This window comes from Pedobacter sp. HDW13, from assembly GCF_011303555.1.
Classification (GTDB): domain Bacteria; phylum Bacteroidota; class Bacteroidia; order Sphingobacteriales; family Sphingobacteriaceae; genus Pedobacter.
The window spans coordinates 4,670,831-4,695,594 of the sequence record NZ_CP049868.1 but is presented as its reverse complement, the minus strand read 5'-3'; the positions used below and the strand labels follow the sequence as shown (position 1 = coordinate 4,695,594).

The 24,764-nt window shown below is 41.1% G+C and carries 16 protein-coding genes and 1 pseudogene; 5 read left to right on the top strand and 12 right to left on the bottom strand.

The genetic code is table 11. The features are described 5' to 3' along the window. Positions 1 to 45: 45 nt before the first annotated feature. The 11 genes from G7074_RS19885 to G7074_RS19835 form a co-directional block, all read right to left on the bottom strand. Complete coding sequence (locus tag G7074_RS19885; protein ID WP_166210830.1) at positions 46 to 2,220, bottom strand: IPT/TIG domain-containing protein; 2,175 nt, start codon at positions 2,218 to 2,220, stop codon at positions 46 to 48. A 15-nt stretch (positions 2,221 to 2,235) separates the two neighbouring features. Beyond that, positions 2,236 to 5,547, bottom strand: coding sequence for a carboxypeptidase regulatory-like domain-containing protein (locus G7074_RS19880; RefSeq protein WP_240916362.1), 3,312 nt, complete (start codon positions 5,545 to 5,547; stop codon positions 2,236 to 2,238). A gap of 28 nt (positions 5,548 to 5,575) precedes the next feature. Beyond that, a complete protein-coding gene (locus G7074_RS19875; RefSeq protein ID WP_166210827.1) occupies positions 5,576 to 6,580 on the bottom strand; it encodes a fasciclin domain-containing protein in 1,005 nt (334 codons plus the stop codon). A gap of 3 nt (positions 6,581 to 6,583) precedes the next feature. Next, complete coding sequence (locus G7074_RS19870) at positions 6,584 to 7,918, bottom strand: fasciclin domain-containing protein (protein WP_166210824.1); 1,335 nt, start codon at positions 7,916 to 7,918, stop codon at positions 6,584 to 6,586. A gap of 15 nt (positions 7,919 to 7,933) precedes the next feature. Then, positions 7,934 to 9,037: a fasciclin domain-containing protein gene (locus G7074_RS19865; RefSeq protein WP_166210821.1), complete on the bottom strand. Its 1,104-nt coding sequence runs from the start codon at positions 9,035 to 9,037 to the stop codon at positions 7,934 to 7,936. A 13-nt stretch (positions 9,038 to 9,050) separates the two neighbouring features. Continuing rightward, complete coding sequence (locus G7074_RS19860) at positions 9,051 to 10,286, bottom strand: hypothetical protein (protein ID WP_166210818.1); 1,236 nt, start codon at positions 10,284 to 10,286, stop codon at positions 9,051 to 9,053. Next, positions 10,286 to 10,819 (bottom strand): hypothetical protein, encoded by a 534-nt coding sequence (locus G7074_RS19855; RefSeq protein ID WP_166210815.1) that lies wholly within the window; start codon positions 10,817 to 10,819, stop codon positions 10,286 to 10,288. Before G7074_RS19855 ends, G7074_RS19860 begins: the two co-directional genes overlap by 1 nt. Further along, the gene (locus G7074_RS19850; protein WP_166210812.1) at positions 10,774 to 12,018 is read right to left on the bottom strand and encodes a DUF4397 domain-containing protein; all 1,245 of its coding nucleotides are present in this window, start codon (positions 12,016 to 12,018) and stop codon (positions 10,774 to 10,776) included. The genes G7074_RS19855 and G7074_RS19850 overlap by 46 nt, the downstream gene beginning before the upstream one ends. Continuing rightward, entirely contained in the window at positions 12,018 to 15,449 is a 3,432-nt protein-coding gene (locus G7074_RS19845) for a TonB-dependent receptor (RefSeq protein ID WP_166210809.1), read from the bottom strand. Before G7074_RS19845 ends, G7074_RS19850 begins: the two co-directional genes overlap by 1 nt. Positions 15,450 to 15,747: 298 nt before the next feature. Continuing rightward, complete coding sequence (locus G7074_RS19840) at positions 15,748 to 16,773, bottom strand: FecR family protein (RefSeq protein ID WP_166210806.1); 1,026 nt, start codon at positions 16,771 to 16,773, stop codon at positions 15,748 to 15,750. 76 nt (positions 16,774 to 16,849) lie between these two features. Next, a complete protein-coding gene (locus G7074_RS19835; protein WP_166210803.1) occupies positions 16,850 to 17,461 on the bottom strand; it encodes an RNA polymerase sigma-70 factor in 612 nt (203 codons plus the stop codon). A 193-nt stretch (positions 17,462 to 17,654) separates the two neighbouring features. Between G7074_RS19835 and G7074_RS19830 the strand changes: the two genes are divergently transcribed. The 4 genes from G7074_RS19830 to G7074_RS19815 all read left to right on the top strand — a co-directional run bounded on the left by G7074_RS19830 (position 17,655) and on the right by G7074_RS19815 (position 23,744). Next, complete coding sequence (locus tag G7074_RS19830; RefSeq protein WP_166210800.1) at positions 17,655 to 18,215, top strand: sigma-70 family RNA polymerase sigma factor; 561 nt, start codon at positions 17,655 to 17,657, stop codon at positions 18,213 to 18,215. Positions 18,216 to 18,275: 60 nt separating this feature from the next. Continuing rightward, positions 18,276 to 19,271, top strand: a complete 996-nt coding sequence (locus G7074_RS19825; protein ID WP_166210797.1) for a FecR family protein — start codon at positions 18,276 to 18,278, stop codon at positions 19,269 to 19,271. Between the two features lie 110 nt (positions 19,272 to 19,381). After that, the gene (locus G7074_RS19820; RefSeq protein WP_166210794.1) at positions 19,382 to 22,441 is read left to right on the top strand and encodes a TonB-dependent receptor; all 3,060 of its coding nucleotides are present in this window, start codon (positions 19,382 to 19,384) and stop codon (positions 22,439 to 22,441) included. Between the two features lie 7 nt (positions 22,442 to 22,448). Further along, positions 22,449 to 23,744: a metallophosphoesterase family protein gene (locus G7074_RS19815; protein ID WP_166210791.1), complete on the top strand. Its 1,296-nt coding sequence runs from the start codon at positions 22,449 to 22,451 to the stop codon at positions 23,742 to 23,744. A gap of 298 nt (positions 23,745 to 24,042) precedes the next feature. Here G7074_RS19815 and G7074_RS19810 read toward each other — a convergent pair whose 3' ends face one another. Further along, positions 24,043 to 24,297 (bottom strand): hypothetical protein, encoded by a 255-nt coding sequence (locus tag G7074_RS19810; RefSeq protein ID WP_166210788.1) that lies wholly within the window; start codon positions 24,295 to 24,297, stop codon positions 24,043 to 24,045. 239 nt (positions 24,298 to 24,536) lie between these two features. Here G7074_RS19810 and G7074_RS19805 point away from each other — a divergent pair. Continuing rightward, positions 24,537 to 24,704: pseudogene (locus G7074_RS19805) on the top strand (transposase); the annotation flags it as partial. Between the last annotated feature and the right edge of the window lie 60 nt (positions 24,705 to 24,764).

The following is a 24,764-nucleotide window of genomic DNA, read 5'->3' as shown; positions in this document are numbered from 1 at the left end:
AACAAAATATCCCGGGGCTTTAAGTCCCCGGGATAAAATATATACCTATTTTAGAAAAACTTTTCTGACGGCCTTGTTTCCTGCATCGAGGATATAAATATTACCATCTTTATCAGCAGCAATATCTACCATTCGGCCGAGTCTGGCTGCACTCAATGTTCCATCAGCGAAACCAGAAGAAGCTTTAAAGACTGTAGAAACACTTCTGGTATTGATGTTAAGCTCTCTGATACCATAGTTAGAGCCATCACCAACATATAAAGTGTTGTTATCTTTGAAAATTACACCTCCAGAGATCGTATTGAATCTTGCTACCTGCCCAACCGCATCCATATAACCTGGATCGGATGTTCCGGCAAAATTAATTTCCATTTGCCCGCCCGCAGGTACTTTGATTACGCTGTGATTACTATTTGTACCTTGATCTGAATAATAAAAATTACCTACTACATCAATGGCCGAACGGCTATTTGCCCAGCTTGGTCCATTCATTTTTGTTATAGCACCAGCTGTGTTAACCTTATAAACACCTCCGAAAAGCGCGTTGTTGTTCACATATAGATTCCCGGTATTATCAATACTTATTAACGCCGGAGAAAACGTTAACGCTATGGTTGTAATTTGACCGGAAGAGGTGATTTTCTTAATCTGATTTCTATTTCGTTCACTGATATAAATTGTATTGTCTTTATCAATAACCAGCCCATACGGATTATCAAATTCCACATTAGTCCCATTAGCCTGCAACGTACTAACTATGCCTGCAGGGGTAATTTTTTTCACAGCCTTATTCTGCGGATCTACAACGTATACATTTCCGATGCCATCAACGGCTATGGCGGTCATAAATGACCCAAAAACATTACTATTTGGTCCACCAGCTAAAGTACTCATTCCGGCTCTTCTAAACTCTGTTGGCGCGGTTGCTTCCTGGCCATTCACTGCAATTTTCACCTCTCCTGTTGTTACATTTGCAGGTGCATTTATCGTGATGGTATTTTCTGTAGCGGATCTTACTCCAGCTAAAACGCCGTTAAAATACACCTTATTTTGTTCCGCAACAGCACTAAAGCCCGAACCTTTTATTGTAACTTCTGTACCAGTCAATCCATTATCAGGACTAATAGAGCTGATCCCAAGGGTCTGATCTTTAAACTGTGGTCCATTTGTACTTTGATCGTTTACCACCACACGTACTACACCGCTTCCTGTTCCACCAGGGATATTCAGTATCAATTCGGTAGCTGATGCCGATTTCAGTGGTACTTCAACATTATTGATGAACACCTTGTTTTCATCCAATATCGTACTGAATACACTACCTGTAATTACCATTTCAACACCTTTTGGACCACTAAGAGGCGATACAAATTGAAGAATCGGAGATGAAACTACTTTAAATACAGGTCCGATTGTTTTTTGGCCATTGATATCAACAGTTAAAGGTCCGGTACTTACGCCGTCAGGAGCAACCACCACCAATCGTTCTTTACCGGCCTCAATTACTGTAGCTGCTACCCCATTAAAATTTACGGTATTACCCACAATAGTTTCTTCAAAACCAACCCCACTAATAGTAACCCTGGTGTTCTTACCCCCGGTTAATGGTTTAATGCTACTAATTGCCTGGTAGGTAAAATTCTGTCCTTGTGCCTCTTTTCCATTAACTTTTATTGTTACAGGCCCAAAACCAGCTTCTGAAGGGACTTCGGCAACAATAATGGTTTCACTTACACTTACCACCTGAGCCACTTTACCATTAATTAAAACCTGAACCGGACCCTGCGTACTACTAAAACCTTCTCCTGTAATCCTGATCTGTGAACCTGCCGGCCCATTGGCCGGAAAAACAGTTTTAACACTTAAATCCTGATATAGATATTGACCAACGTCATATTGCTGATCATTATATTTAAGCGATAATACACCACTGATTCCGGCTTCGGGCATTCTAAGTACCAATCTGGTAGCTGTTGCACTAACTACGGTTACAGTTTTACCAGATACAGTGGCGCTGTATTGACCAATATCTGTACCAAACCCTTCTCCTTCAATATTCACCAGGGTACCTGCGTTTCCACTATTGGGATAATAACCTGCAATTTTAAAAGGAATTACAATTTCCTGTTGTTCATCTTTTTTACAGCTGCCAGCCAAAAACAGCAGCATAAGCATCAGGCCAAGGCCTAATTTTTGTTTATTTAAAATAGTCATTTTCATTTGATGATGGTCTTGTTAAAAGCTATACCTTAAACCAATTTGCATTTGCACCCGCGATCCGAAATAGTCAATACTAAAAGGCTGTCCGGGATTATTGAAGGTAAATACCGGATAGTTCCCCGCATTTTGCTGAGGCGGAAACAAAGTTGGCGTTAAACCTACACTGCTGGTAGAGTTAAAAGTGTTTGGCGAGAAATACTGTACACCCCATGTTTTATTGATAAGGTTGGTCAGGTTGATGATATCAACATTTAAGCTCAACGACTGTGATTTATCACTATTTACAAACAACTCGTGCGCCAGATGCAAATCAGCCTGTACATTCCATGGGGTACGGCCTTTGTTGCGCTCGGTAAAATCGCCCCTGCGACTGCTCAGGTAAGTGTTACCATCAATAAATTGATTAAAAGCAGCGGCCTGTTGTGCAGCAGTTTGATTAGGTAGATCTTTAAAAAAACGTATGGCCTCGTCGCGTTGCGGAACATAGGCCAAACTTACCTGTTGCGATAAACCCTGAATACTACTGTTTACAATACCATAACTGAATGGACTGCCCGATTGTGCACTAAAGAATAAACTTACACTGGTTTTTCCTGCTTTTTCCCACACATGGCTATAGCCAATGCTGGATACAATCCGGTGGCGGGTATCAAAATTACTATAGCTCAATGCCGGGTTATTGGGGACCAGCGCCTGGTTTAACTGCCAGTTACTCTCCATCGAGTTACGCACACCATTGCTTAAATCTTTCGATTCGCCATAGGTATAAGAAGTAGTAACATTGAGTACTTTTATAAATGTTTTGGTTATGGTTCCGGTTAAACTGTAGCGGTAACCCTGACTGGTATTACTTAACAGATAGATGTTAGAAAAACGTGGATCAACCGTTCCGCTGTAAACAGGTTGTTGTCTCTGTTTATCATAACCGTAATAAAGCGGGTTATCTTTGGTGTTTAATTGCTGGAACAATACATCTTTTAAACTTTTGGTGTACATTCCTTCAACCGTAAAACGCCAGTCGTTATCGGTTTCATAATCGATTCCTAAACTTGAACGGAATACCTGTGGCATTACAAAATTATTGTCGACCAGATCGATCTGTGTACGGCCACTGTTTGGGTTATTGATTACTGCACCGTTCTGCTCAATAAAATTGCCTATTCCGTTGGGACTTGGTTTAATCGCATCACTGCCGGGTACAAATGGCTGCTGATCGGCCCTTTGATCGAAAGCGCCAAAGTTGTTGCCTGTATTGTAATAGGCATAAGCCAACCAGGCAAAAGGAATACGGCCGGTAAATAAGCCCGCACCTCCTCTTACAATCAGTTTTTGATTACCCAACGCATCGTATCTGAAACCTAAACGAGGCGATAACTGCACCTTGTTTAAAAACTTGTTATCGATACGGTTAAGCGGCGTATAAGTGTAAGTATTGCCAAAATTCGGATCGGCCATGATATCACGCACTTTATCGCTCAGCTGTGGCATAGTTGGTAAATTCACCAGATCGGCACGTAAGCCGGGCGTAATACTCAATTTGTCGCTGATCCTGATTTCATCCTGTACATATAAACTGTACATGTTAACATTAAAATCAGCAGCCGGATTATCCAACAGATAATCCCTGCTGTTATTGGTATAATTGTAACTGCCCCGAACCCGGTAAGGGTTGTTGCTGATAAAATCTTCGATACGCTGGTAATCTACACGACCATTCCAGGCATTTACAAAACCGTATTGGATGTTGTAAAGCTCGTTATGTGTACCCAATAAAATTTTGTGGCGACCTTTTGTCCAGTTTAAGTTAGCGGTAAACTCCCAGGTTTTCTGTTTCATATCGAAGATGCTCGCCTCGCGATCGGTGCCTAAATAAATGGTGGTACCTGGTGTACGGCCCATAATCTGTACCTGTGGCAAGGTAGGATCGCTCAACGGATTGCGCCTATCGATTACATGGGTAAAACCAACCAATAAATTACCCGAAAGCTCGTTATTGAAACGGCTTTTTAGTTCGGCAACAGTACTGGTCTGGTTATTTTTTTGCTCAAAGGCCATACTGCTGAAACGGAAATCCTGTTGATCGCGGTCCATATGCGTGGCTTTACTGAAAATGGTATTGTTACGAATCGCCAACTGGTGTTTGTCGTTAATGTTCCAATCTAAACGGTTAAAAAATTTCTGCGACTGGTTCGAATTGGTGTACACGCCTGCGGTACCGGCATCGAAAACATTTCCATAACGGCTTTTCACTGCATTACTAATCAGGTCGGCATCGGCCACGCTTAAAATATGATTGGTTTCTGCCGTGCCCACGTACAACTGGGTAGGATCTTTACGGCGGGTGATCTCCTCGTTGCTAAAAAAGAACAATTTGTTTTTAATAATCGGGAAACCGATGCGTACACCTGCCTGATAATCCTGAAAATCGCTGTTCATCTTACCCAAACTTCCAACGCGATCGTTACCGGTAATGGCTGCATTGCGGCCAAAACCATAAACCGAACCACTTACTTTATTGGTACCGCTACGGGTTACGGCATTTACCGATCCTCCGGTAAAGTTCCCGATCTTCACATCAAATGGAGCGAGGTATACCTGCATATCCTCGATGGCATCTAAAGAAACCGGATTGGTACGGGTACTGCTTCCGTTCATACCTGAAGTACCGGTTTGTCCACCTAACGAAGGGCTAAAACCAATGGCATCGTTATTCACCGCACCATCAATGGTTACGTTATTATAGCGGAAATTGGTTCCACCGAAACTGTTGTCGCGGCTCCCCTGTGGGGTTAAACGGGTAATATCGGTGATGCTTCTGTTAATAGTGGGCATATTTTTTACCTGTTCGGCACTGATATTCTTACCTGTTCCGTAATTATCGGCCTTTTGTTTGGGTTTCGCCCTTCCAGAAACCATTACAGTACTCAGTTCCTGTGCATTTTCCTGCAACACCACATTAATTTGCTGACTGGCACCCAGGCGCACAGCAACATGATCAAGTACTTCTGTTTTCATTCCCGTGGTAGAAACCGTAAGGGTATATGGAGAGCCAATACGTAAATTATTTAAGAAGTAACGCCCATCTGCATCGGCAGAAATAGCATAACGTGTTCCCGATGGCGTATGCACCGCCACAATGGTTGCGCCGGGTATAGCCATGCCATTTGCATCTTTAACCTGGCCAGTTAACGAACCGCTTGTTTCTTGCGCCATACCATTTAATGATATAAACAGGAAAGCGCAGAGCATGATTATTTTAACCCCAACCTGCTGCAGCGAAATAATCCCCTGCAAAAAGACGGGTGTTGGATATATAATTTTCTTCATCAGTTTAATTTTAATTGCTTCAGGTTACCTATTGTGTAATCCGTAAAGCACCATCTATAATATGTAATACACCATTCCCTGCCAGGATATCCTGTTTAACCAATTTTACAGGGCTGGTATTTCCAATCCCGCTTAAGGTAATGCCATTAAAACTTCCAGGTGTGTTAGGATCAGGCGTTAAAGTCATGGTTACCGAATTACCATCCAACATGGCTTGCCTGCTGCTGTTAGACGAACCTGTGCTGAGTATATAATCGTAAATAAATCTTCTGTCTTTTACGATGTGGTAATTTACCAGGCGTTTCAGCACCTCTAAATCGGTACTACTTACCTGCTCTACACTGGCGTAGCCAAGGTCTTGCATGGCCTGGTTATTGGGTGCGAAAATGGTGTAAGGTCCTGCCCCGTTAATCGTTTCAAGCAAACCTGAACTTTTTAAAGCCTGTGTAAAAAGAGTTATGCTCGATTCGGCCGAAACTGCATCGCCAAGCAGATCGTGCAGGTAGGGACTGAGCACACGATTAAGTACCTGGATTAAACCGTTCGAAGCCGGGATGTTCTGTGATATCACACGCGAACCATTTAAAGTAAGTACTGTATCAGTTCCTTTTATCCAATGCGTGGCATACAATTTACCACCACGCGAACGTAGCTCCTGGTTAAACAGGTATGGCAGTTTGTTCAGCTCGTACCTTCCATCCAATGTATGGTATTGCGCAATACGCGAAATGGTGGTAGGGTTTGCGGTGAGTACACTTACCGGGCTGTTGTAACCGGCTACTGAGAATGCGGCATCTGATGGCACCAAAGTAGTGTATGGACCTGCTCCTTCCTGCAGGGTTTTATCCAGTCCGCTGCGTTTTAAGGCTGCACTAAAGGCAGAAAGGTTAAAATTATCTGCGATAACGAGGTTGATTTTATTACTGTCGTAGTCGCTTAGCTTATTTTCGTCTTTTTTACATGATGAAAGCACAAGGCCCATCAGCAATAAAGAAAATATGCTACTATAGTATCTATGAAATTGCTGCGCCATGTTTTATCTGAGTTTAAATCCTTTAGGGAAAAGTAGACGGTTTACCACATGTATTGGTCCGTTAAGGGTGTTGATATCACCATCGACAATAGTTGCTGCCGGATATTCTGAACCTTTTACTTTAAGCTGCACACTGTTGTTATTAAGCGAAAATTCAATTGGCATAGTGTAAGTAAATTCTACCGACGGGTTTCCCCCGACATTAACCGGATAACTGTTCAATAAAGGGCTGAGCACATTGCTGTAGAACACAGTGGCATTATCGGCTGTTTTATCGCCTCCTGCGGTTGAAGGTTGAAACATCCGACCCCAGTTGCGGTGAAAATTGTATACGGTATCCATTGGAAAACCACCCACTGCGGTGAACGTATTATCATCAAAGCGGACAGCATCCTGGCTGCGTTCGTTAAACTTAACTACATCCGCCACGGTCTGAAAACCAGCCTGGTGAAAAGCTTCATCAGTAGGGGCAAATAAGGTAGATACCGTGATGTTTGGCCCCACATAGCCTGGGTAAGGAGGTGCATTTATGCTCCAATCTTTCTGATAATAAAGGCGGTTGTAGGCATAACTGCTCATAATTTCTTCGTCTTCGGGACGATAACCAAAAAGTATTTCTATATCCGAACCAATTTTATTGAGGTAGGACTCATCAGCCAGACGCTGCGACTCGATAAACATGTTAAACCGTCCATCAGCTTTTAAAGCCTCCAGTATGGTTTTTGCAGGTTTTTCTATGGCTTTCTCCATAATATACAGGCATCCGTTAGTTGCAGGCAGGTAATTGATTTTGCCTACGTTTTTGCCGTTCATCAATAAATCATCACCTTTTACGCCTACATAATGCCTGTAGTAGTATAAATCGTACTGGTTATTGCTTTGGGTGTTTTCGTAATATTTTACATAAAGCCCAGGGCGTTGCAACAGGCTTTTCACCATAAAGTTATCAGTGCGTAGTTTTAGCTCATCTTTGGTTACCGGCCCGATGCTGGTGTAAAACATCATCAAACTATCCAGTTCTTCTACAGGCATCTGACCAATGGTGCCGGCGGTTAAACCTGCAGCCTGCATGGCGGCATCGTTCGGTGCGAAAACGGTAAATACCAGTTTACTGCTCTGTTGCTTAAGGATGTTTTTGATATTGCTTTTTTGCCAAGCAGTGTAAAATATTTTTGCTGCTGAAGCACTGAGCAACTGATCTACCGTTTGTGTGGCATCGCTCTGAAAGGGAACCTGCACGCCTTCGGGATCAGGCAGGAATTCTGTTTTGGAACAGGCACCCAAAAAAAGGATACATGCAGGCAGAAAGAATACCCAAAAGTTTCTTAAATTTCTCATGTTCATAATGATATCTTATTTTCTGATTGCCTGATCGGGCTTTACCAATCCATCAACCAAATGGTGGATGATGCCGTTGCTGCACAGGTTATCGTTTTTTGCTGTTAAGTTGCTGGTTACCGAATTCAGGATCACATCCGAAAAAACATTTCCACTGCGGAGTGTCAGACTGTAGCCGAGTTTAAATTCGGGGTATAATTTTCCGCCGCCAAAATTCATATAATGGCTGTCGTTTTTAAGGAAATAGTTATAAGCGCCGTTTGAATTAATTAATGAAAACACCTGCGAATCGGAGATAAAAAAGTGCCGGTCGTACAAAATATAGGCACCAAAAAGCCGGTCGCCCAAGTATTTTTCTGTTTCAAGGATATTTAGCGAAGCTTCGGTGATCCCTACATTTTCAAGCGCTTTATTATTTGGGGCAAAAATGGTAAAGATTGCCGGAGTAGCCAGTTGATCCCAAAGTTTGAACTTTTTTAAGCCCTTAACAAATACGCTGTAATCGGCATGCCCGGCAAGCCACTGTTGCACCGTTTTGTTGAAATTCGGTTTCATTACGTTATCGAGTAGATGCAGTACGCCATTAGCTACCACCACATCTTTCCTGATCACCTCTACCCCATCGATATACAGTTCATTTACCGCACCTCCATTGGGATTTAGCGCAGCACGCGAAACATAAAGTTCGGGTCCTGTTAGGGTAGCGTAACGGATATCTACGCCATTACTCGGGATATCGTTAAGCAGGAGCCGGCGTGGCAGAATGTGGTAACCGATTAGCTTTTTTAAAGTATCGGCATTCATTTTATCGAAATCGGCTGTACTATAAATACCCAGGCGGTTAAAAGCATCGTCGGTTGGTGCCAATACGGTAAAAGGCCCAGTCCCGTTTAACTGCTCGGCATATCCTGTTTTTTTAAGTGCCGCGTAAAAAAGGGTCATTTCGTAATTGTTCTTTACAAAATCGCCGGCCTGGCGAATGTTTTCGTTGGGTAGTGCTACCGAAAGGTCATCGTGTTTGCAGCCAGTAAAAAACAGCAGCTGTAATCCCATGATGAGGGTAAAAAGCATTTTCCCTATCAAAATAACCGGTCTGTTATGATTATTTATTTTTTTCATCAGAATCATCTTTTTAATAAATGGGCGGTGCATATTTCCGTTGGATGGTGGTTAGATAAACCCTGCCGTTAACCACTTCTATGGTATTTACTGTGGCAAAGGTTTTGGGGTTGTTTACACCGGAGTGGATGTTGACCAGCAGATTGGGCAATATGGCCGCATTATCATTACTCGCCATCTTTACCTTTCCGTTTTGCAAACAGTTAACCGAAACCCAGTTTCCCCCATTATCGATAGAGTTTGGATAAAATGGATTATTGGTAATATCCATTCCCGGCACAAAAAAATCGAAGCGCTGCCACATGTTGGTGGTAATGCCATTGGCTGTTTTACCAGCCCAGATTGGGAAACTTACATAAGGATTTACCATTCCGGTTGCCGTATTCAGTTTAACGTTGGCTATATATTTACCTTTAAATCCGGGTACAGTAGCCTCAGTTTGACTCAAAATATTCTGGTTTTCGTAAAGCGACAGGAAAACATTCATGTCATCCTTCATTCCACTCTGAAAACTGGCCATTAAATAATCCTCTGCTTTAAGCGATTTGTCGGCCTGCCAGTAACCTTTAGCACTCATGTTGTAAAAGTTTACATAGCTGAGCGAATCGGATAATGGTAGTTTCTGAAAAATCTCTTCACGCAATAAAATCCCGGCTCTTTTGGTTTCAAAATCTTTTTGTAAAAGATGCAGGGTATATACTTCCTTATTGGTGAGGTTAAGGGTGGTATCGATCAGGATATCCTTTTTGAGCTGGTTTTCCAACTGAAAAAAGGGCACAGTATTTTTGGGCCTATAGGCAAACATAATGCGGATCCTGCCGGATGGCACCTGTGCCCAGCTGCTTAAATCGAAGCCGTTTAAAACAGGCCCTACCAATACATTTTCTTTGCCTGGATATTCAGGGTTATTAACAGAAGTGCTGGTACCGATATGCGATGGATAAGGCGGCGCATAAGCATCGCGCTGATCTAAAAAATCGCCCACAATTTCGGCGCTTGTAGGCATTCCGCTTCCATCCACAACCGGGTTAATGAGCATGCAAAAAAATGGCACCTTATTATCCTTACTGCCAAGTGTTTGCACATAATTAAGGTTATTAAATACTCTTAAATAAGCCGGATCGTCAATTTTAGAATATTCTACTTTAACACAGCCCGAGCTAAGGAGTAGCAGGAAGCTGGCAAAAAGCCAGGCTAACTGTTTAAATCCGCCTGCCGTAATCAGGTTATTAAATTTCTCTGTTTTCATTATTTGTTATGTTTGATAATGATCATTCTTGCTTTATTTGCAGGCGTGCTCCCTGTACCCGACTGCCCGATTAAACCAATCGTATAAATGCCAGGCTCCTGTACAGGCAATGCCCGGCCAACTTTCTGGTAAAGTGTTTTATCCGCAATAAATGCTTCGCTTTTTAACACCTCGATATCGCTGGCCCATATGCCCGGCACTACGTTTGGTTTAGAGCGGTAGGCCATAATTTCGAATGCTTTTTGCGTATAGGTACTGCTTACGTAAGGACGTTCGAACAGCGGAAATCCGGGCTGAAGGTTAACACCTGCATTTGCATTGTCATTGCCTCCTGCTGATGATTGTCCGTTACTTTGGGTAAAAGTGATGTAAGGATTGCCTGCAGAAAGGTTTAAAAACCGCTTAAAGAAAAAATAGCTATATTGGTTCCGGCTATAAGTGGCATCGTCTTCAGCACCAAGGTAAACGCTGCCGCTTAAATCGTTGGCTACAATAAGCACTTTAGCTGCCCCGACTGATCGGCATACAACCATGCCGTGTAATTTTGTGCCGGGCGCAGCACCTGACTGGCGCTTGCAATGGTTTTGCCCGAGGCATCAATGGCTTCAACCGTATGGTTGCCCTGGATAAAATTTTCGTAAGTACCCGCTGTTCCAAAAGCTAAATTGCTGGCGATGGTCTTTCCATCTACCTTAAAGCTTACATTTTGACCTGCAAATCCGTTCACACCCTGTACCCTGAAATAAGTATTATTAGCTGCCGGGCTATTATCAGTAATCACCTGAAAAGAGTTCTGATAAGTGGTTGATGTTTCGGCAAGTTCATTAATATTATAATCAAAGCGCTGTGGCGCAATTAAAATGGTATAAATGCCACCGGGCTGATAGGCTTGAATGGGCGCGTAAGTTTGTTTGGTAGAATTCATCAGATCGATTGGAATGGTCGAAGTAGGCGGATCGATCAATGTAATGGCATCCAGACCGCTTCCTAATGCTGGCATCTGCCTGCCATCCTGCATCAGTATTTTGAACTGATAGGTTCCGTAAGGGATTTCGATATAATCTGAAGTTCTGGTTGCAACACTGATATTACTGGTTCTGTTATCAACCAGGGTGCCATCGGCATAGGCCAGCGATACGCTTCCGGTTAGGTCTTCCAGGCGGCCACTGCTGTTAAAACCAGGGTTTTTAATGCTTCCGGAAAGATTTATCACCCTAATCTTAAAATGATCGGGCTTAGCTGGTGCGGTAATCCCTCTTTTAACAGGAACAACTTCAGGTTGCCCTTCCATTGCGAAAGCTGGCAACAAAATGTAATCGATTGGGTTATTATAATCGTTTTTTACGTCGATTTTTACATTACCGGCAAGGGTAGGCACATAACTTTTCGTCATAAAATCGAGTTTTGCCGTTTCCTGTGCATTAAACAGATCCTGCGGAACCGACCAGATTTTACCCAACTGCCCATTGGATGGAAAATAGGAGGTACCAGGATATTGCTGACTATTGGGCGAATTGGGCACCCGAACCACAAAATTGGTAAGACTGTCGCCATTGGCAATTACCTGATTAAAACCAGCTGCATTGATAATTCGCACGGTTGAATTAATCCGGTTTTGGGTGATGATCCGGTTATCGGTTTCAAAATCAACTTTCTCCTTCTTACAGGCCTGGAATAGCAGCATCATGCTGAATAAAAGCAGGCCAAAGCAGGTATAATTTATCTTATTCATTATTTAAATAGATTATAGGTAAAGCCCAACATAATTTCGGCACCACGGGTATAACTTCGGTTAATGTATTCGTTGCCGTACCATTTGCCGCCCGTTTGTGGGTTGGCATAGACCGTTTTAATGTCAGGGTTGAGGATGTTTTTGGCGTAGCCTTTGAATTTGACACTTTTACTCAGCCGCTGACTGAATACAAAATCAAGCACCGGCACCGGACGGGTATATAAATCTGGTTCGCCAGTGAGGTTAATCTGCACCAAACGCTCGCCTACTACGTTGAAGGTTAAGGTAAAATCAGATCCAGATTTTGGATTTTCGTAATTTAACCAGGCATTGATGGAGTATGGAGCCTGCTCAAAAAGCGGACTATTTTTTGGCGTATAACGATCGAGTGACCGGATAGCCTCGTAACGCTGTGGCGTTTTTTTGATATCACTCTGCGCCAGCAATAAGTTAGAACCGAAATAGAAATTCTTTAAAGGATCCCACACGTTGCCGAGGCTTTTTACCACTTCCAGTTCAAGTCCCCATACTCTACCCACGTTCGGGTCGTTCTGAAACTGGATGGTTGGAAACTCCGGGTAGGTTGCGGCTAAACCAGCAGTTTGTAAACTAAAAACCTTTACCAACTGGTTTTCGATGCGTTTACCAAATGCCGAAATAGCAAGCACTTCTCCTTTTGCGGGAAACCATTCCCACCTGAAATCGAGGTTTTGGGTAAACTGGTTTTTCAGGTTTGGATTACCGACTACCAAACCCATCTGAAAGGCATCAAACTCGAACACGTTGGTAATTTCTCTTAATTCGGGTCGTGCCAGCGTGGTATTATAAGCACCACGGAAATTCATGTTTTGATTGAGTGTATACGTGGCATTAACCGAATAAAATGGTTTATAACCCGTTTTATACACCGAATTTGGGTTGATGGGGTTTAACGGGATTTTGCTTCCATTCGCGCCACCTGCAGTAAGCGAAGGATCTAAAAATACACCCGAAGTATCAACCGACGAACCTATATTGGTCATCTCAAAGCGCACACCACCTGCAATACGCAGTTTTTCGGTCAGTTTTAAATCGAGCATACCATAAAAGGCATTGGTTTCGAAATAGCCGGTGTAGTTGTTAGGCGATTTCTGGCTGTTGTATAAAAACCCACCAATGGGCATCATGCCTTCCCCCTGATTACCGGTAGGAAGTTTTACACCGATAAATTCGCTGCTCACCAACCTATTCAAATTACCTTCAGCACCATAAAGTGGCAAGGCCCTGTTACTGGTAAAATTAGATCCGGGCAAGAAAAGCTGGTTCTCATTAAAACTACGGTCCCTGAACAGGTAATTGATACCCGTTTTTAACTCTTGTTTTTGTCCTAAAAGTTTAAAAGGGATGCTTAAATCGCCTTTGTAATTGTAGTTTTTCTCGTCGAGGTTTCTCCATCTTCTTCCGTTAGGTTCAGCTTGTATAATGCCGTAAGGACCAAAACCGTTTACATAACCCGAGGTTAGGGCATAAAGATGTTTGCTGTAAACCGTTGCCGGTGCACTGCTCCCGGATCCTACGGTGTAATAACCACCTCCCCTTGGGGTATAATCGGCTAAACTGGCGAACCTGAAATCAGGGTCGTTCTGTTTCGACCTCGAACTGGCTACATTATAACTTAAACGTGGAGACAATTCTCTATCAAAAAACTTATGCTCGCCCTGTAAATTAAAGGTATTGAGGTTTCGGAAAGTCTGTTTTAACGAATATGTAGTGGTTTTTACTTCTCCTGGCAAACCGGTATACTCGTACCTGCCAGATAAATTAGTCGCCTTGGTTTCGCCCCCCCAACTGCCCAGGTACTGCATGCTGATTTCGTTACGGCGGTTAAACTGATAGGTAACGCCAACCAAAGTACCATAATTTAGGGTTTCTACCCCCGTGTTTTCTTTATAGGTTTGGTATTTACCCATAAATAAACTGTTCGGGGTAATGTAGTTGGGTATATTCCGCGGGCTGTAAACATCGGGATTACCGGTAACCACCCCCTGATAAATACTATACTGGGTTAAATCGCCACCACTGATATCGGTAATACGGCGGTAATAGTTGCCACCCAATATTAAACCCAGCTTGTGCTTTTTAAAAATATTGAAGCTATTACCGTAAGTGGCAGAATACAATTGGTTTAAAGATGCCCTTTTGTATTGCGTGGTCATTACCGGATCGAAAGACTGCATGATGTTGTTGATGCGATTTACTTCCTGATAAGCAGTTGGACTATAATTGCTATTGGCAATCATACTTTGAATAGCCCCCAGTCCGTTTGGATATTGCTTGGCAAGGTTTTTAAAATCTTCACTTAAATTTTTCTGACTGATTTTATTTCCGAAAGCCCCCATATCGCTATTCCAAAAGCTATTGTAAGCTCCACCAACGCCCACATTTGAATTTACACCCGATTGGGCAATGATCTCGAAAGTTTCCTTTTCGGGAACTGATTTGGTTTTCAACTCTACAATACCTGCGGCGGCATCGGCAGGTTTATCGGGTGTTACGGTTTTATAAATGGTAATGTTATCGAGCAATGATGCCGGTACCAAATCTAAAGGAATGGTACTTCTATCCGGATCAGAAGAAGCCAAACGCACCCCGTTTAACTGACCGATCACACTCCTATCGCCCAAACCGCGGATGGCCACATATTTATCATCGGTTACGGTTACGCCCGAAACACGTTGTAAAGCCTGCGTAGTGGTAATACTGCCTGTACGTTCAATTAACTGCGCCGAAATGGCATCCTGCACAATGGCTGAGTTTTTACGCTCATCCAATACGGCAACATCCGTATTACCTTTTCTCCGGGCTTGCACCATGACCTCATTTAACTGAGTTGAAGAGGCCTTTAAAGCAATATTGAGTACTTTTGTACTGGCATCTACCCTAATCTCACGGGTAATATACCCCATGTATGAAACCACAAGTACAGCGCCCCCTTCCGGTACAGTCAAGCGGAATTTCCCATCCACATCGGTTGAGGCTGCAGCTGTACTTCCCTTAACCTTTATGCTTACACCAATCAGTGTTTCTTTATTCTTTTCATCGAAAACTGTTCCGGTGATTAGTATGGGCACCGGTTTACGGGTAATGACTACGTAACCTTCAACCACACTATATTTAAGATTGGTATTGGCCAAAATATTGTTCAGCGCATCGGCAACGGTAATGTTTTCGGTACTGAGGTTTACCTTTTTGCTTACTTTTTCCAGCAGGTTTATGGCCACATTAATCTGGATATTGCTCTGCTTTTCTACAACAGCCAAACTATTCTCTATGGTAGCAGCCTGGAGTTTAAGTTTGATTTTCCGGTTAAGATCCTGACCCGATACATTACTGGCGAAGAGCACCCCTAAGCCGGTAAGATTTGCAAGGATCACGAGAAAAGAGCATTTCATAAAGAAATAAATTTTATCTGCGCACAGATTGTTATCAGCCACCTGCCTCAGTCTCTTTTTAACATGGTACACAATACTACAGCATTGCCTTACATATTGAAAAGAAACATGCAGATGTAATACTTTTTGCATATTTTTGATCATTATGATTTTTCGCCTTAGGGCGGATATTATGAATACTTTATCGTGGGCTGACGGGTCTTCGAAAACAGCCAGTCCATTGATGATTTACGCGTCCTCCCTCAAAGGGGGACGTTTTTATTTTTAGTCTGTTTATTACATCCCCATCCTTTCTCTCCTAAAAAATATTAACATGATTTTGATTGATTTTATAGTTAAAATTGCCTGCAACGCTGAGTATCCTGATCAGCTTGCTCAACGGGATATCTGTAGTTAAATTCACCCTGATCTGCCTTTCTGCAATTGCCGGACTGTTAATCTGGATAGCAACATTGTATGTTCTTTGTAAAATGGCTGCTATATCGGCCAGTTTCGTTTTTCTAAAAATCAGTTTTCCGGTTTTCCAGGCCAGAATATCGCTAACAGGTATAGTACCCAGCTCTGCTTGTGCGGTTTTTCCATTCCACACTACACTTTGCCCGGGCAATAGCACCGCGATGGGTTGTAGTATCTTGTTTACTTCGCGATCTACCCTCACCTTTCCTGTACTCACCAGAACACTTACCGGCTGGTTTGAAAAGGCGTCAACTTTAAAAGAAGTGCCCAAAACCCTGGTTACTACATTATCCGTGTGAATGATAAATGGCCTTTTCGGATTTTTGGTAACTTCAAAAAAGGCCTCACCATTTAAAGTGATGGCGCGCACATTTGCTGCAAATTTTGAGGGAAAAGAAAGTGTACTTCCTGAGCCCAGATACACGACAGAGCTATCCGGCAAAAGAATCTTTGAACGTTTACCGTTCGGGTTTTCGAAATGCTGGTACACGAGCTCAGCACTTTGCTTTGGCTTTTTTAACCTTGGTATCAAAAGTGAAACGGAACCTATAACAAGTAACACCGCAGCTGCATAGGATAAATACCTGCGAAGTTTTATATTTTTTGATGGAAAGGTTACCATATTGACCTCGCTATCTTCAGTATTTCCGGCTGATTGTTTTTTGTGGAATTTTGCCAGTGCCTGTTCCACATCGGGTTCATGTTGCACACCAACAGTTGGTGTAGCGATTTCATCCATCACTTCATCAAAAAGTATAGAAAGATCATCTCTTGATAGCAGCAATTTTATCTCAGCGGTTTCTTCCGCCGTACATTCGCCATTGATGTACTTTCTGATGAGGTTCTTTTTTTCTGTTATATAATCCATTGATGGTGTTCTTCAATAGATATAACACCGTTTTCTAACGACACCACCTATCAAAAAGAAAAAATAGTTTTTTTCTTTAGGAAGGAAAAAACAAGGCTATATATGGCGCTAAAAACAGGATAAGGGTAAAATCGGCATGTTCTTTTATTTGCTTACGGAAAAAGCTGAGTGCCGCAACCATATAATTCTCGACTGTATTTACCGAAAGATTCATGTCGCTGGCAATTTCGGCATAGGTTTTATTTTCTTCGCGGCTCATCTGAAATACCTTTCTGCGGGCAGGGCTTAATTCGGCCAGTTTTTCGCGGTAAATTTCTTCGAGCTGCGCATATACCAAGGCATCATCTGCCGGCCTTGAGGTTACAATCTCAGCATCAAATTGCTCATCGAGTTCAACAGTGACCAGTATTTTTTTTCTGTAATGGTTATACAGTGCATTTTTAACAGCACGGTAAAGGTACGGGCTAAGATTCGTTTCGATTAAAATATTACCTTGCTTTTTCCACAGGCCAAGCATTACATCCATCACCAGTTCTTCGGCAACAAAAGCATCCTTTATATTTTTTAAGGCGTAGCGGTAAAGCATTGAATAATACCTTTTAAAAAGAATGTCAAAGGCAGCAGAACTTCCGTTTTTATACTTTTCCAATAGTAATGCATCCGATAAATCATTTATTTTATTAAACATGCCTTGCGAAGAGAATCTCTGTACGGCAAAAATAAAACCTATACCCGCGCGCTGTATTAAGGCAATATTAAGTTATTAAACATTCTCGAACCGGGGCTTTATGTCATGAAATCCATTCAGCCTTTAAATAGCATAACATTGTATTAATACGGCATTAACATTTTCTTCCATACTTTGGGCAGATTATCATCAGTTGAAAAGGTTTACCAAAATTGAACAGGAGAAAGTTTTAGCGCAAGGCTACAGCAACGTAGAATTGCTTTATAAAAGATGGGCATCTATACTAAAAAACTATGCTAATTATTTCTTAAACGATGATGATATTTCATCCAGTATAGTGAATGATATATTCATGAAACTCTGGAATAATGATAATGAAATCGAAAACATTAAAGCTTACCTTTTTAGGTCTGTTAAAAATGCCTCTCTAAATTATCTAACGAGTCTGAGTAAAAAAGCGGTAAGCTATTTTGACACAAATGAACTCACTATACTTTCCGATTTATTTCAACAAAATGAATTTATAGCGGAAGAATCAGATCAATTAATTTATCTGCAGAAATTAATATTAAGACTTCCGGAAAAAAGGCAGCTCGTTTTCCGCATGCACCGGATTGAAGGCTTCAATTATAGCGAGATAGCAGAATTACTTCAAATATCGCCCCGAACGGTAGAAGATCATCTTGCAAAAAGCATGAAGTTTATTCACGAAAACTGCCAACATTTCTTTAATCAATCCTTAACAGAAGCTTAACTTCAACAGCCCGTATTTTTTGCTTTCAGATCTGTCTTTAACCTTGAAGACTACAGCTACATGAAAGAAGAAATTTGGAACAATATTATTAAGCGGCTTAGCGGTACAGAAACCAGGTCTTCGAAAGAAGAACTGGACTTATGGCTTGCAGAAAATACCGAAAATGTAAAAAAATATCATCAGAGCGAAATGCTTTGGAAACTTACAGGAAAGTTAAAACCAGAAGAAACAGTTGAAATTCCTGATCTGAAAGCTGGTTTGAAATTAAACCACACACGTCCAAAATTAAATGTTTACTGGCGATATGGGATTGCGGCTGCCTGTGTAGCTGCATTACTGGTTTTTGGAATCAATTTCATAAACAGCAAGAACACCAACACACCAACCGAATGGACAACCCAAACTGCCGGTTACGGAAAAATGTTATCGGTAACGCTACCTGATAGTTCAACAGTGATGTTAAATTACGGAAGTAGCATCAGCTATCAAAAAGGTTTTGCAAAAACGGATACCCGATTGGTTCAACTCTCTGGTGAAGCTTTCTTTGATATCAGGCATCACAATAAATGGCCTTTTGTAGTAGAGAGTGGCAAAATAAAAACGGTAGTTTATGGTACCAGCTTTAATGTAAGGGCTTATAAGAATGAAGGTCATATTCAGGTTGCAGTGAAATCGGGTAAAGTAGGTGTTTTAACAAATGAGCATAAAGCTAAACCCATTTTCTTATTGCCTAACAACAGTTTAACTTTTGATACTCTTGCCAGTACTTTTTCGAAAGCACGCATCATTATAAATCCGGCCGATAGCTGGAAAAACGGTTCGCTCATTTTTGAACAAACCCCAATTCAAGAAGTTCTGGCTACCTTATCAAGAAGGTTTGCTATCAAATTTGACACCTCTGCTTATCCGCATACATCGTGTAAACTAACTGCCAGATTTGAGCATAAAGATTTACCTGCAATATTAAAAACAATACAAACCGTGATGAACATTAAGATAAACCAAATTGATCAAACTATTTATCTAAAAGGAGGAAACACATGTAAGGAAAACTAAAAAGCCGATCCCAATCCGGAAACGGCCTTAATAGGATTAATCGTTAGCTGCGAACTTTCGATTGATCTGGAAATATGAATAAATACGAACATTTAAACACACCCAAATTTATGAAAAATTTTAATGGGGCTAACCGCCTTATGAAAATAATTATGCGAATAAGCCTGATTTATGCCATTACTTCTATCTTGTTTATCAACCTTTTGCATGCAACAGTTGCAAACGGACAAACAGGCTTAGACACTAAAATTAGTTTGAACCTTAAAAACGTTCCGCTAAAAGAAGTATTGAAACAAATTGAACAAAAAACCGGAGTTGGTTTCGTTTACACCAACCTAGAAAATACGAACAAAAAAGTTTCTGTTAACGATTTCGCTAAAACAGCGAGGATGATTTTAACACCACTTCTACAACAAAATCAATTGATGATGATCGAAGAAAGCGGATTGATTATCATCAAAAATAAACCTGCATCTATTAAACAAGCTAAACCAGGCTCCATTATTGGTTATGTTAAAGACAAGGAAAACAACAAAACCCTTCCCTATGCAACGATAATTTTAAAGGGAGCCAATCGTAAATTCATTACTGATGTTAATGGCTATTTCATTATAGAAAATGTTCCGGTTGGTAAAGTAATACTTCTAGTAAACTATATTGGTTACAACACAAGCGAGTACATGGTTGATGTCGAAGATGGCAAAATTACCAATGTCGATTTTAAGATTTCGGGTTTAAATAACGACATGAAAGGCATTACCGTTAATGGTATAAGACGCGGTGAGGCCGTAGCATTAAGCAACATGCGCAACGCCGATAATATCAAATATGTACTTTCTGAAGAGCAGATTGAGCGTTTCCCTGATGCTACAGTTGGCGAAGCCATGCAACGTGTACCCGGTATTGCGATGGATTACAGCTATGGACTTCCAAGAAATATCATTATCAGAGGTTTAGACCAATCAATGGGATCGGTAACTTTAAACGGGAACAGACTTCCTTCTACCTCCACCAGTTCGCGTGAAATTGATTTGAACGGAATTTTATCTTCGACTGTAGAGGCCATTGAGGTAAATAAAACGCTAACACCGGATATGGATGCCGATGGTACCTCAGGCTCAGTTAATATCATTTCTAAGACGCCAAAACCGGGGCAACAGCAATTGCAGCTTAAAGGCTCATTCGGACATAACTTTTTAGTTGGTAAGCAAAATATTGATGGATCTGTTACTTATGGAAAACGCCAGAACAAATGGGCCTATTTGTTCGGCGTAAACTACAGCAAAAGTTTCAGGGGCGAAGACCGGGTTCAAAAAGACTATGGCACTTATAAAGTTAATGGTACAGACAGGATATTGCTTTCTAACCTGGAACTGGAAGGAACTGATTTGAGACGCGAAAATTTAGGCTTGCAGGGCGAACTTGATTTCTTCCCTACAGAGAAAAGCCAGATTTATTTAAGAGGTTCATTCAATAAGTTTTATGAACTTCAAACCAGAGGAACAAAAAGTTACAGCATTGGAAACTACGCAGATATTAACACCGTATCCGGCGTAAGTATTGGTTCTAGTGGAACACCAAGAAACTACAATCGCGATCTGACAACCGTTTCATTGGGCTACAAAACAGAGTTCAATAACTGGAAAGCAAATGTAGATTTCACCTATTCAACCGGATTATACGATCAACCACTCTACTTTGATGGTTATTTCACTAACACAGGCTTAGCTGCAACACTGGATGTTTCTAATCCTCGCGCGCCACAATTCAACTTTGGGAACATAGATCCTGATAATGCAGCAAACTATACTACAAATTACTATACCAACCGCCATCAGATTGCACACGATAAAGATGGACAGGCATCAGCCAATATTGAACGTAGTTTTGATTTGAGTGAGAAAAATAAGTTGCTGATTAAATTTGGTGGTCGCTATAAGTATAAAGAAGATGATCACACCCGAAGTTATTATCAATACACTTTGAAAACCGGCCGGTTATCCCTATCAAACTTTTTAGGCAATTACGAACGTAAAGAATATTTTGATGGAAACTATAATTTATCAGGCGCTATTTCTGATGGATATTTAATGGAAGCTTATTACCAAAATAACAAATCTCTTTTTGTTGATAACACGACTTACATCCGCCAGAATACCGATCCGGATTCTTACAGTGGAAACGAATCATTAACGACCGCTTATGGAATGGGTAAGCTTACTTTAAACAAACTGGATATTATTACCGGTTTAAGGTACGAGCGTACTGGTTTTAGCTATGATGGAAATATTGTAAACTTTGATAATACAGGTAATTACGTAAGCACCAATAAGGTAAATACAAAATCTGCATTTGAAGGTTTCTTCCCCAGTTTAAACCTAAAATATGCCTTAAATACGCGCACCAATTTCAGGGCTGCAGTTACCAGATCACTCTCTCGTCCGGGTTATTACGGTTTAGTGCCCTGGCAGGAAGTTGAGCCAAGACGTAAGCGCATGAAAATCGGAAATCCATATTTAGATCAGGCTACGTCCACAAATGTTGATTTGTTATTTGAGCATTATTTAAAATCTTTAGGATTAATTTCTGGTGGCGTATTCTACAAAAACATCGAAAATTATATTTACGAAAGTATTTACACTCAAGTTGGCGGCGATTTTAATGGCTACCAGGTTACACAAACCGTAAATGGTGCAAATGCACATGTTTACGGCTACGAAATTGCCTGGCAACAGCAGCTTACCTTTTTACCGGGTTTCTTAAACGGATTCGGTATTTATGGTAATTTCACCCAAATCCAATCTAAATTTAGAGTTCCGGGCTTAGTTAGCGAACGTACAGTAAGATTGCCTTCTATGCGTCCAAAAGTCGGTAATGCTTCACTTTCCTACGAAAAATACGGATTCTCTGGTCGTATTTCCTTAAATTTTTACGACACTTTCATTTCTGAACTTGCAGATGTAGAAGCTAATGATTTAATGGAAAAAGGCCGTATTCAGCTGGATTTTTCTGCCTCGCAAAAAATCAGCAAAAGTTTCTCTATTTTCATGGGGATCAGTAACATCAACAATGCTCAAATTATTTTAGATTATGGCGACGGAAGGCCAAATGACCATAAATATTACTCATCATGGGCTAATCTAGGTTTCAAATACACCCCTTTTCACTAAAATTATCATGAATAAAATTATCTTGAAGATAAGTCTTGTAGCGCTGTTTTGTATTGGCTATAAAAGCAGCTCTGCACAACCATTCCAGCCTACTTCAATCCCCGATCGGATTATTTTAACCTGGTCAGCAGATCCAGCCACTACACAATCGGTTACCTGGAGAACAGACTCTACAGTAAACCAGGCTTATGGACAAGTTCTGGTAGAAAGTAGCTCACCGAAACTGGAAAAACCAGAATCGAGCGAGTTTACAGCAACGACCTCGGTATTAAAGGGCAAAGAATATGCATCTGCCCACTACCACAGCATAACATTTACAGGCCTGCAGCCCGATAAAGTTTACACTTACCGGGTTGGCGATGGCAAAAACTGGAGCGAATGGTTTCAATTCAAAACTGCTCCTGCTCAGGATAAACCTTTTTCTTTCATTTACCTGGGTGATGCGCAAAATGACATCAGATCGAAATGGTCGAGGGTAATCAGAAGAGCCTTTGCTACGCATGGTGATGCCAGCTTTATTGTGCACGCCGGGGATCTGATTAATCGTTCTAATAACGACAACGAATGGGGAGAATGGCATTTTGGTGGCGGTTTTATCAATGGCATGATTCCAAGTATTCCATCTTCAGGTAACCACGAATATTTTCGGGATGAGGAGAAAACATTAACCCTCGATCCTCACTGGCGCGCACAGTATACTTTACCTGAAAATGGCCCGGATGGATTAAAGGAATCCGTTTATTATGTAGATTATGCTAACGTAAGAATCATTTCACTAAACTCTCAAATGATTGTCTTAGACTCAAATTCCCTTAAAATTCAGGCGAAATGGCTAGAAGATGTGCTTAAAAACAACCCGAAAAAATGGACAATGATTACCTACCACCACCCTATTTACTCTACCGCAAAAGGTCGCGACAATAAGGAATTCAGAGCAGCATTTAAACCACTTTTTGACAAATACCACGTTGATTTACTGATGCAGGGACACGACCACACTTACAGTCGCGGTCAAAATCTACCAACAGGTACATCCGGGAAGGTAGGTGGCCCAATGTATGTAGTATCGGTAGCTGGGCCAAAAATGTATAAAATAGATGTGGAACCAAAATGGATGGACGTATTTGCAGAAGATACTCAACTATTCCAGATTATCTCTGTAAATGGTGATGAACTGAATTATACGGCTTACAAAGCATCAGGTGAAGTTTTCGACAGTTTTAAATTAGTAAAGAAATTGAAAAACAAGGCTGCAGTTTTCACAGATACCAGAGCAAAAAATAGCTTAAAAAAAACAAAATAGCTAAAAGCTGTTTTAGAAAATTATAGTCTTGTTGCCCTTATGCAACAGGACTATTTTCGTTTAGGTCAATGGCTTATTGGCGAAACTAAAGTTCCGCTAAGCTTAACAAGGTAATTTGCTGGTTGTACCTGACTTTAGACTCTAATAGCCATAAACCGGTTGCATAAAAGAAATCACCTCGAAATAACAATACCATAACATGCCCTTACTAACTTTAGCACATCATATATTTGGTTACAGCTTAGTTTAGTGGCAAAGATCCGGGGTGGTTTCCGGATCTTTGTAATTATTTTAAGCCTTATCCGGCAAGATTTCTTATTTTATTTTCTATCTGAAATTGTTTTGCCAGCTGACGGATCTCTTCTTTTGATATCTTATCAGGATCATTGAATTGCCTGAACAATAACTCGCATGGGACCTCCAGCGTGCCTTGGTCTGTTTTAAGCAGAACAGTCGATTCTGCAGCAAATATGGAATGATATTCGCCGATATCTGGCCTGTACTCTGATAACCGCACGATTAACTCGTAATAAAGGTATAGCGGGAATTTCATGGCGCAAAGTTAAGATATGATAAATTTAATATTAAATTATCATTACATCAAGATAAAACGTCATCTTAACATGTATTTAACTTTAAAGGATCTCTGGTTTTCTATATTTATTTAAAGTGGGATTGTAGTGCACAAAAAACAACTATATGTACTTCGTAACACTTAAGTTGATGTATTTATATATGAAGAATGTTAAAATGGAAGCCCGAAATATAATTTACCTAAAACCGCTTGATCCCAGATCAATTCAATCGCATTACCTACATATCCTTAATTTCTTTATTAACAGGGCTACGAATGCTGCTGCAGAATCTTTCAATGCCAAGGTCAAAGCCTTTAGAGCAACATCGAGAGGTGTAAGGGATGTTAAATTCTTCTTATTCAGATTATCGAAAATATATGCCTAAAAGATATCCCCCCAACTTTTCCGCTTGATCCATTAATTGCCTGAAAGATTGAAAACCATT

Coding starts and splice junctions, on each gene's coding strand:
- G7074_RS19885 (WP_166210830.1), bottom strand. CDS start 2,220: ATGAAAATGACTATTTTAAATAAACAAAAATTAGGCCTTGGCCTGATG.
- G7074_RS19880 (WP_240916362.1), bottom strand. CDS start 5,547: ATGAAGAAAATTATATATCCAACACCCGTCTTTTTGCAGGGGATTATT.
- G7074_RS19875 (WP_166210827.1), bottom strand. CDS start 6,580: ATGGCGCAGCAATTTCATAGATACTATAGTAGCATATTTTCTTTATTG.
- G7074_RS19870 (WP_166210824.1), bottom strand. CDS start 7,918: ATGAGAAATTTAAGAAACTTTTGGGTATTCTTTCTGCCTGCATGTATC.
- G7074_RS19865 (WP_166210821.1), bottom strand. CDS start 9,037: ATGAAAAAAATAAATAATCATAACAGACCGGTTATTTTGATAGGGAAA.
- G7074_RS19860 (WP_166210818.1), bottom strand. CDS start 10,286: ATGAAAACAGAGAAATTTAATAACCTGATTACGGCAGGCGGATTTAAA.
- G7074_RS19855 (WP_166210815.1), bottom strand. CDS start 10,819: ATGGTTGTATGCCGATCAGTCGGGGCAGCTAAAGTGCTTATTGTAGCC.
- G7074_RS19850 (WP_166210812.1), bottom strand. CDS start 12,018: ATGAATAAGATAAATTATACCTGCTTTGGCCTGCTTTTATTCAGCATG.
- G7074_RS19845 (WP_166210809.1), bottom strand. CDS start 15,449: ATGAAATGCTCTTTTCTCGTGATCCTTGCAAATCTTACCGGCTTAGGG.
- G7074_RS19840 (WP_166210806.1), bottom strand. CDS start 16,773: ATGGATTATATAACAGAAAAAAAGAACCTCATCAGAAAGTACATCAAT.
- G7074_RS19835 (WP_166210803.1), bottom strand. CDS start 17,461: ATGTTTAATAAAATAAATGATTTATCGGATGCATTACTATTGGAAAAG.
- G7074_RS19825 (WP_166210797.1), top strand. CDS start 18,276: ATGAAAGAAGAAATTTGGAACAATATTATTAAGCGGCTTAGCGGTACA.
- G7074_RS19820 (WP_166210794.1), top strand. CDS start 19,382: ATGAAAAATTTTAATGGGGCTAACCGCCTTATGAAAATAATTATGCGA.
- G7074_RS19815 (WP_166210791.1), top strand. CDS start 22,449: ATGAATAAAATTATCTTGAAGATAAGTCTTGTAGCGCTGTTTTGTATT.
- G7074_RS19810 (WP_166210788.1), bottom strand. CDS start 24,297: ATGAAATTCCCGCTATACCTTTATTACGAGTTAATCGTGCGGTTATCA.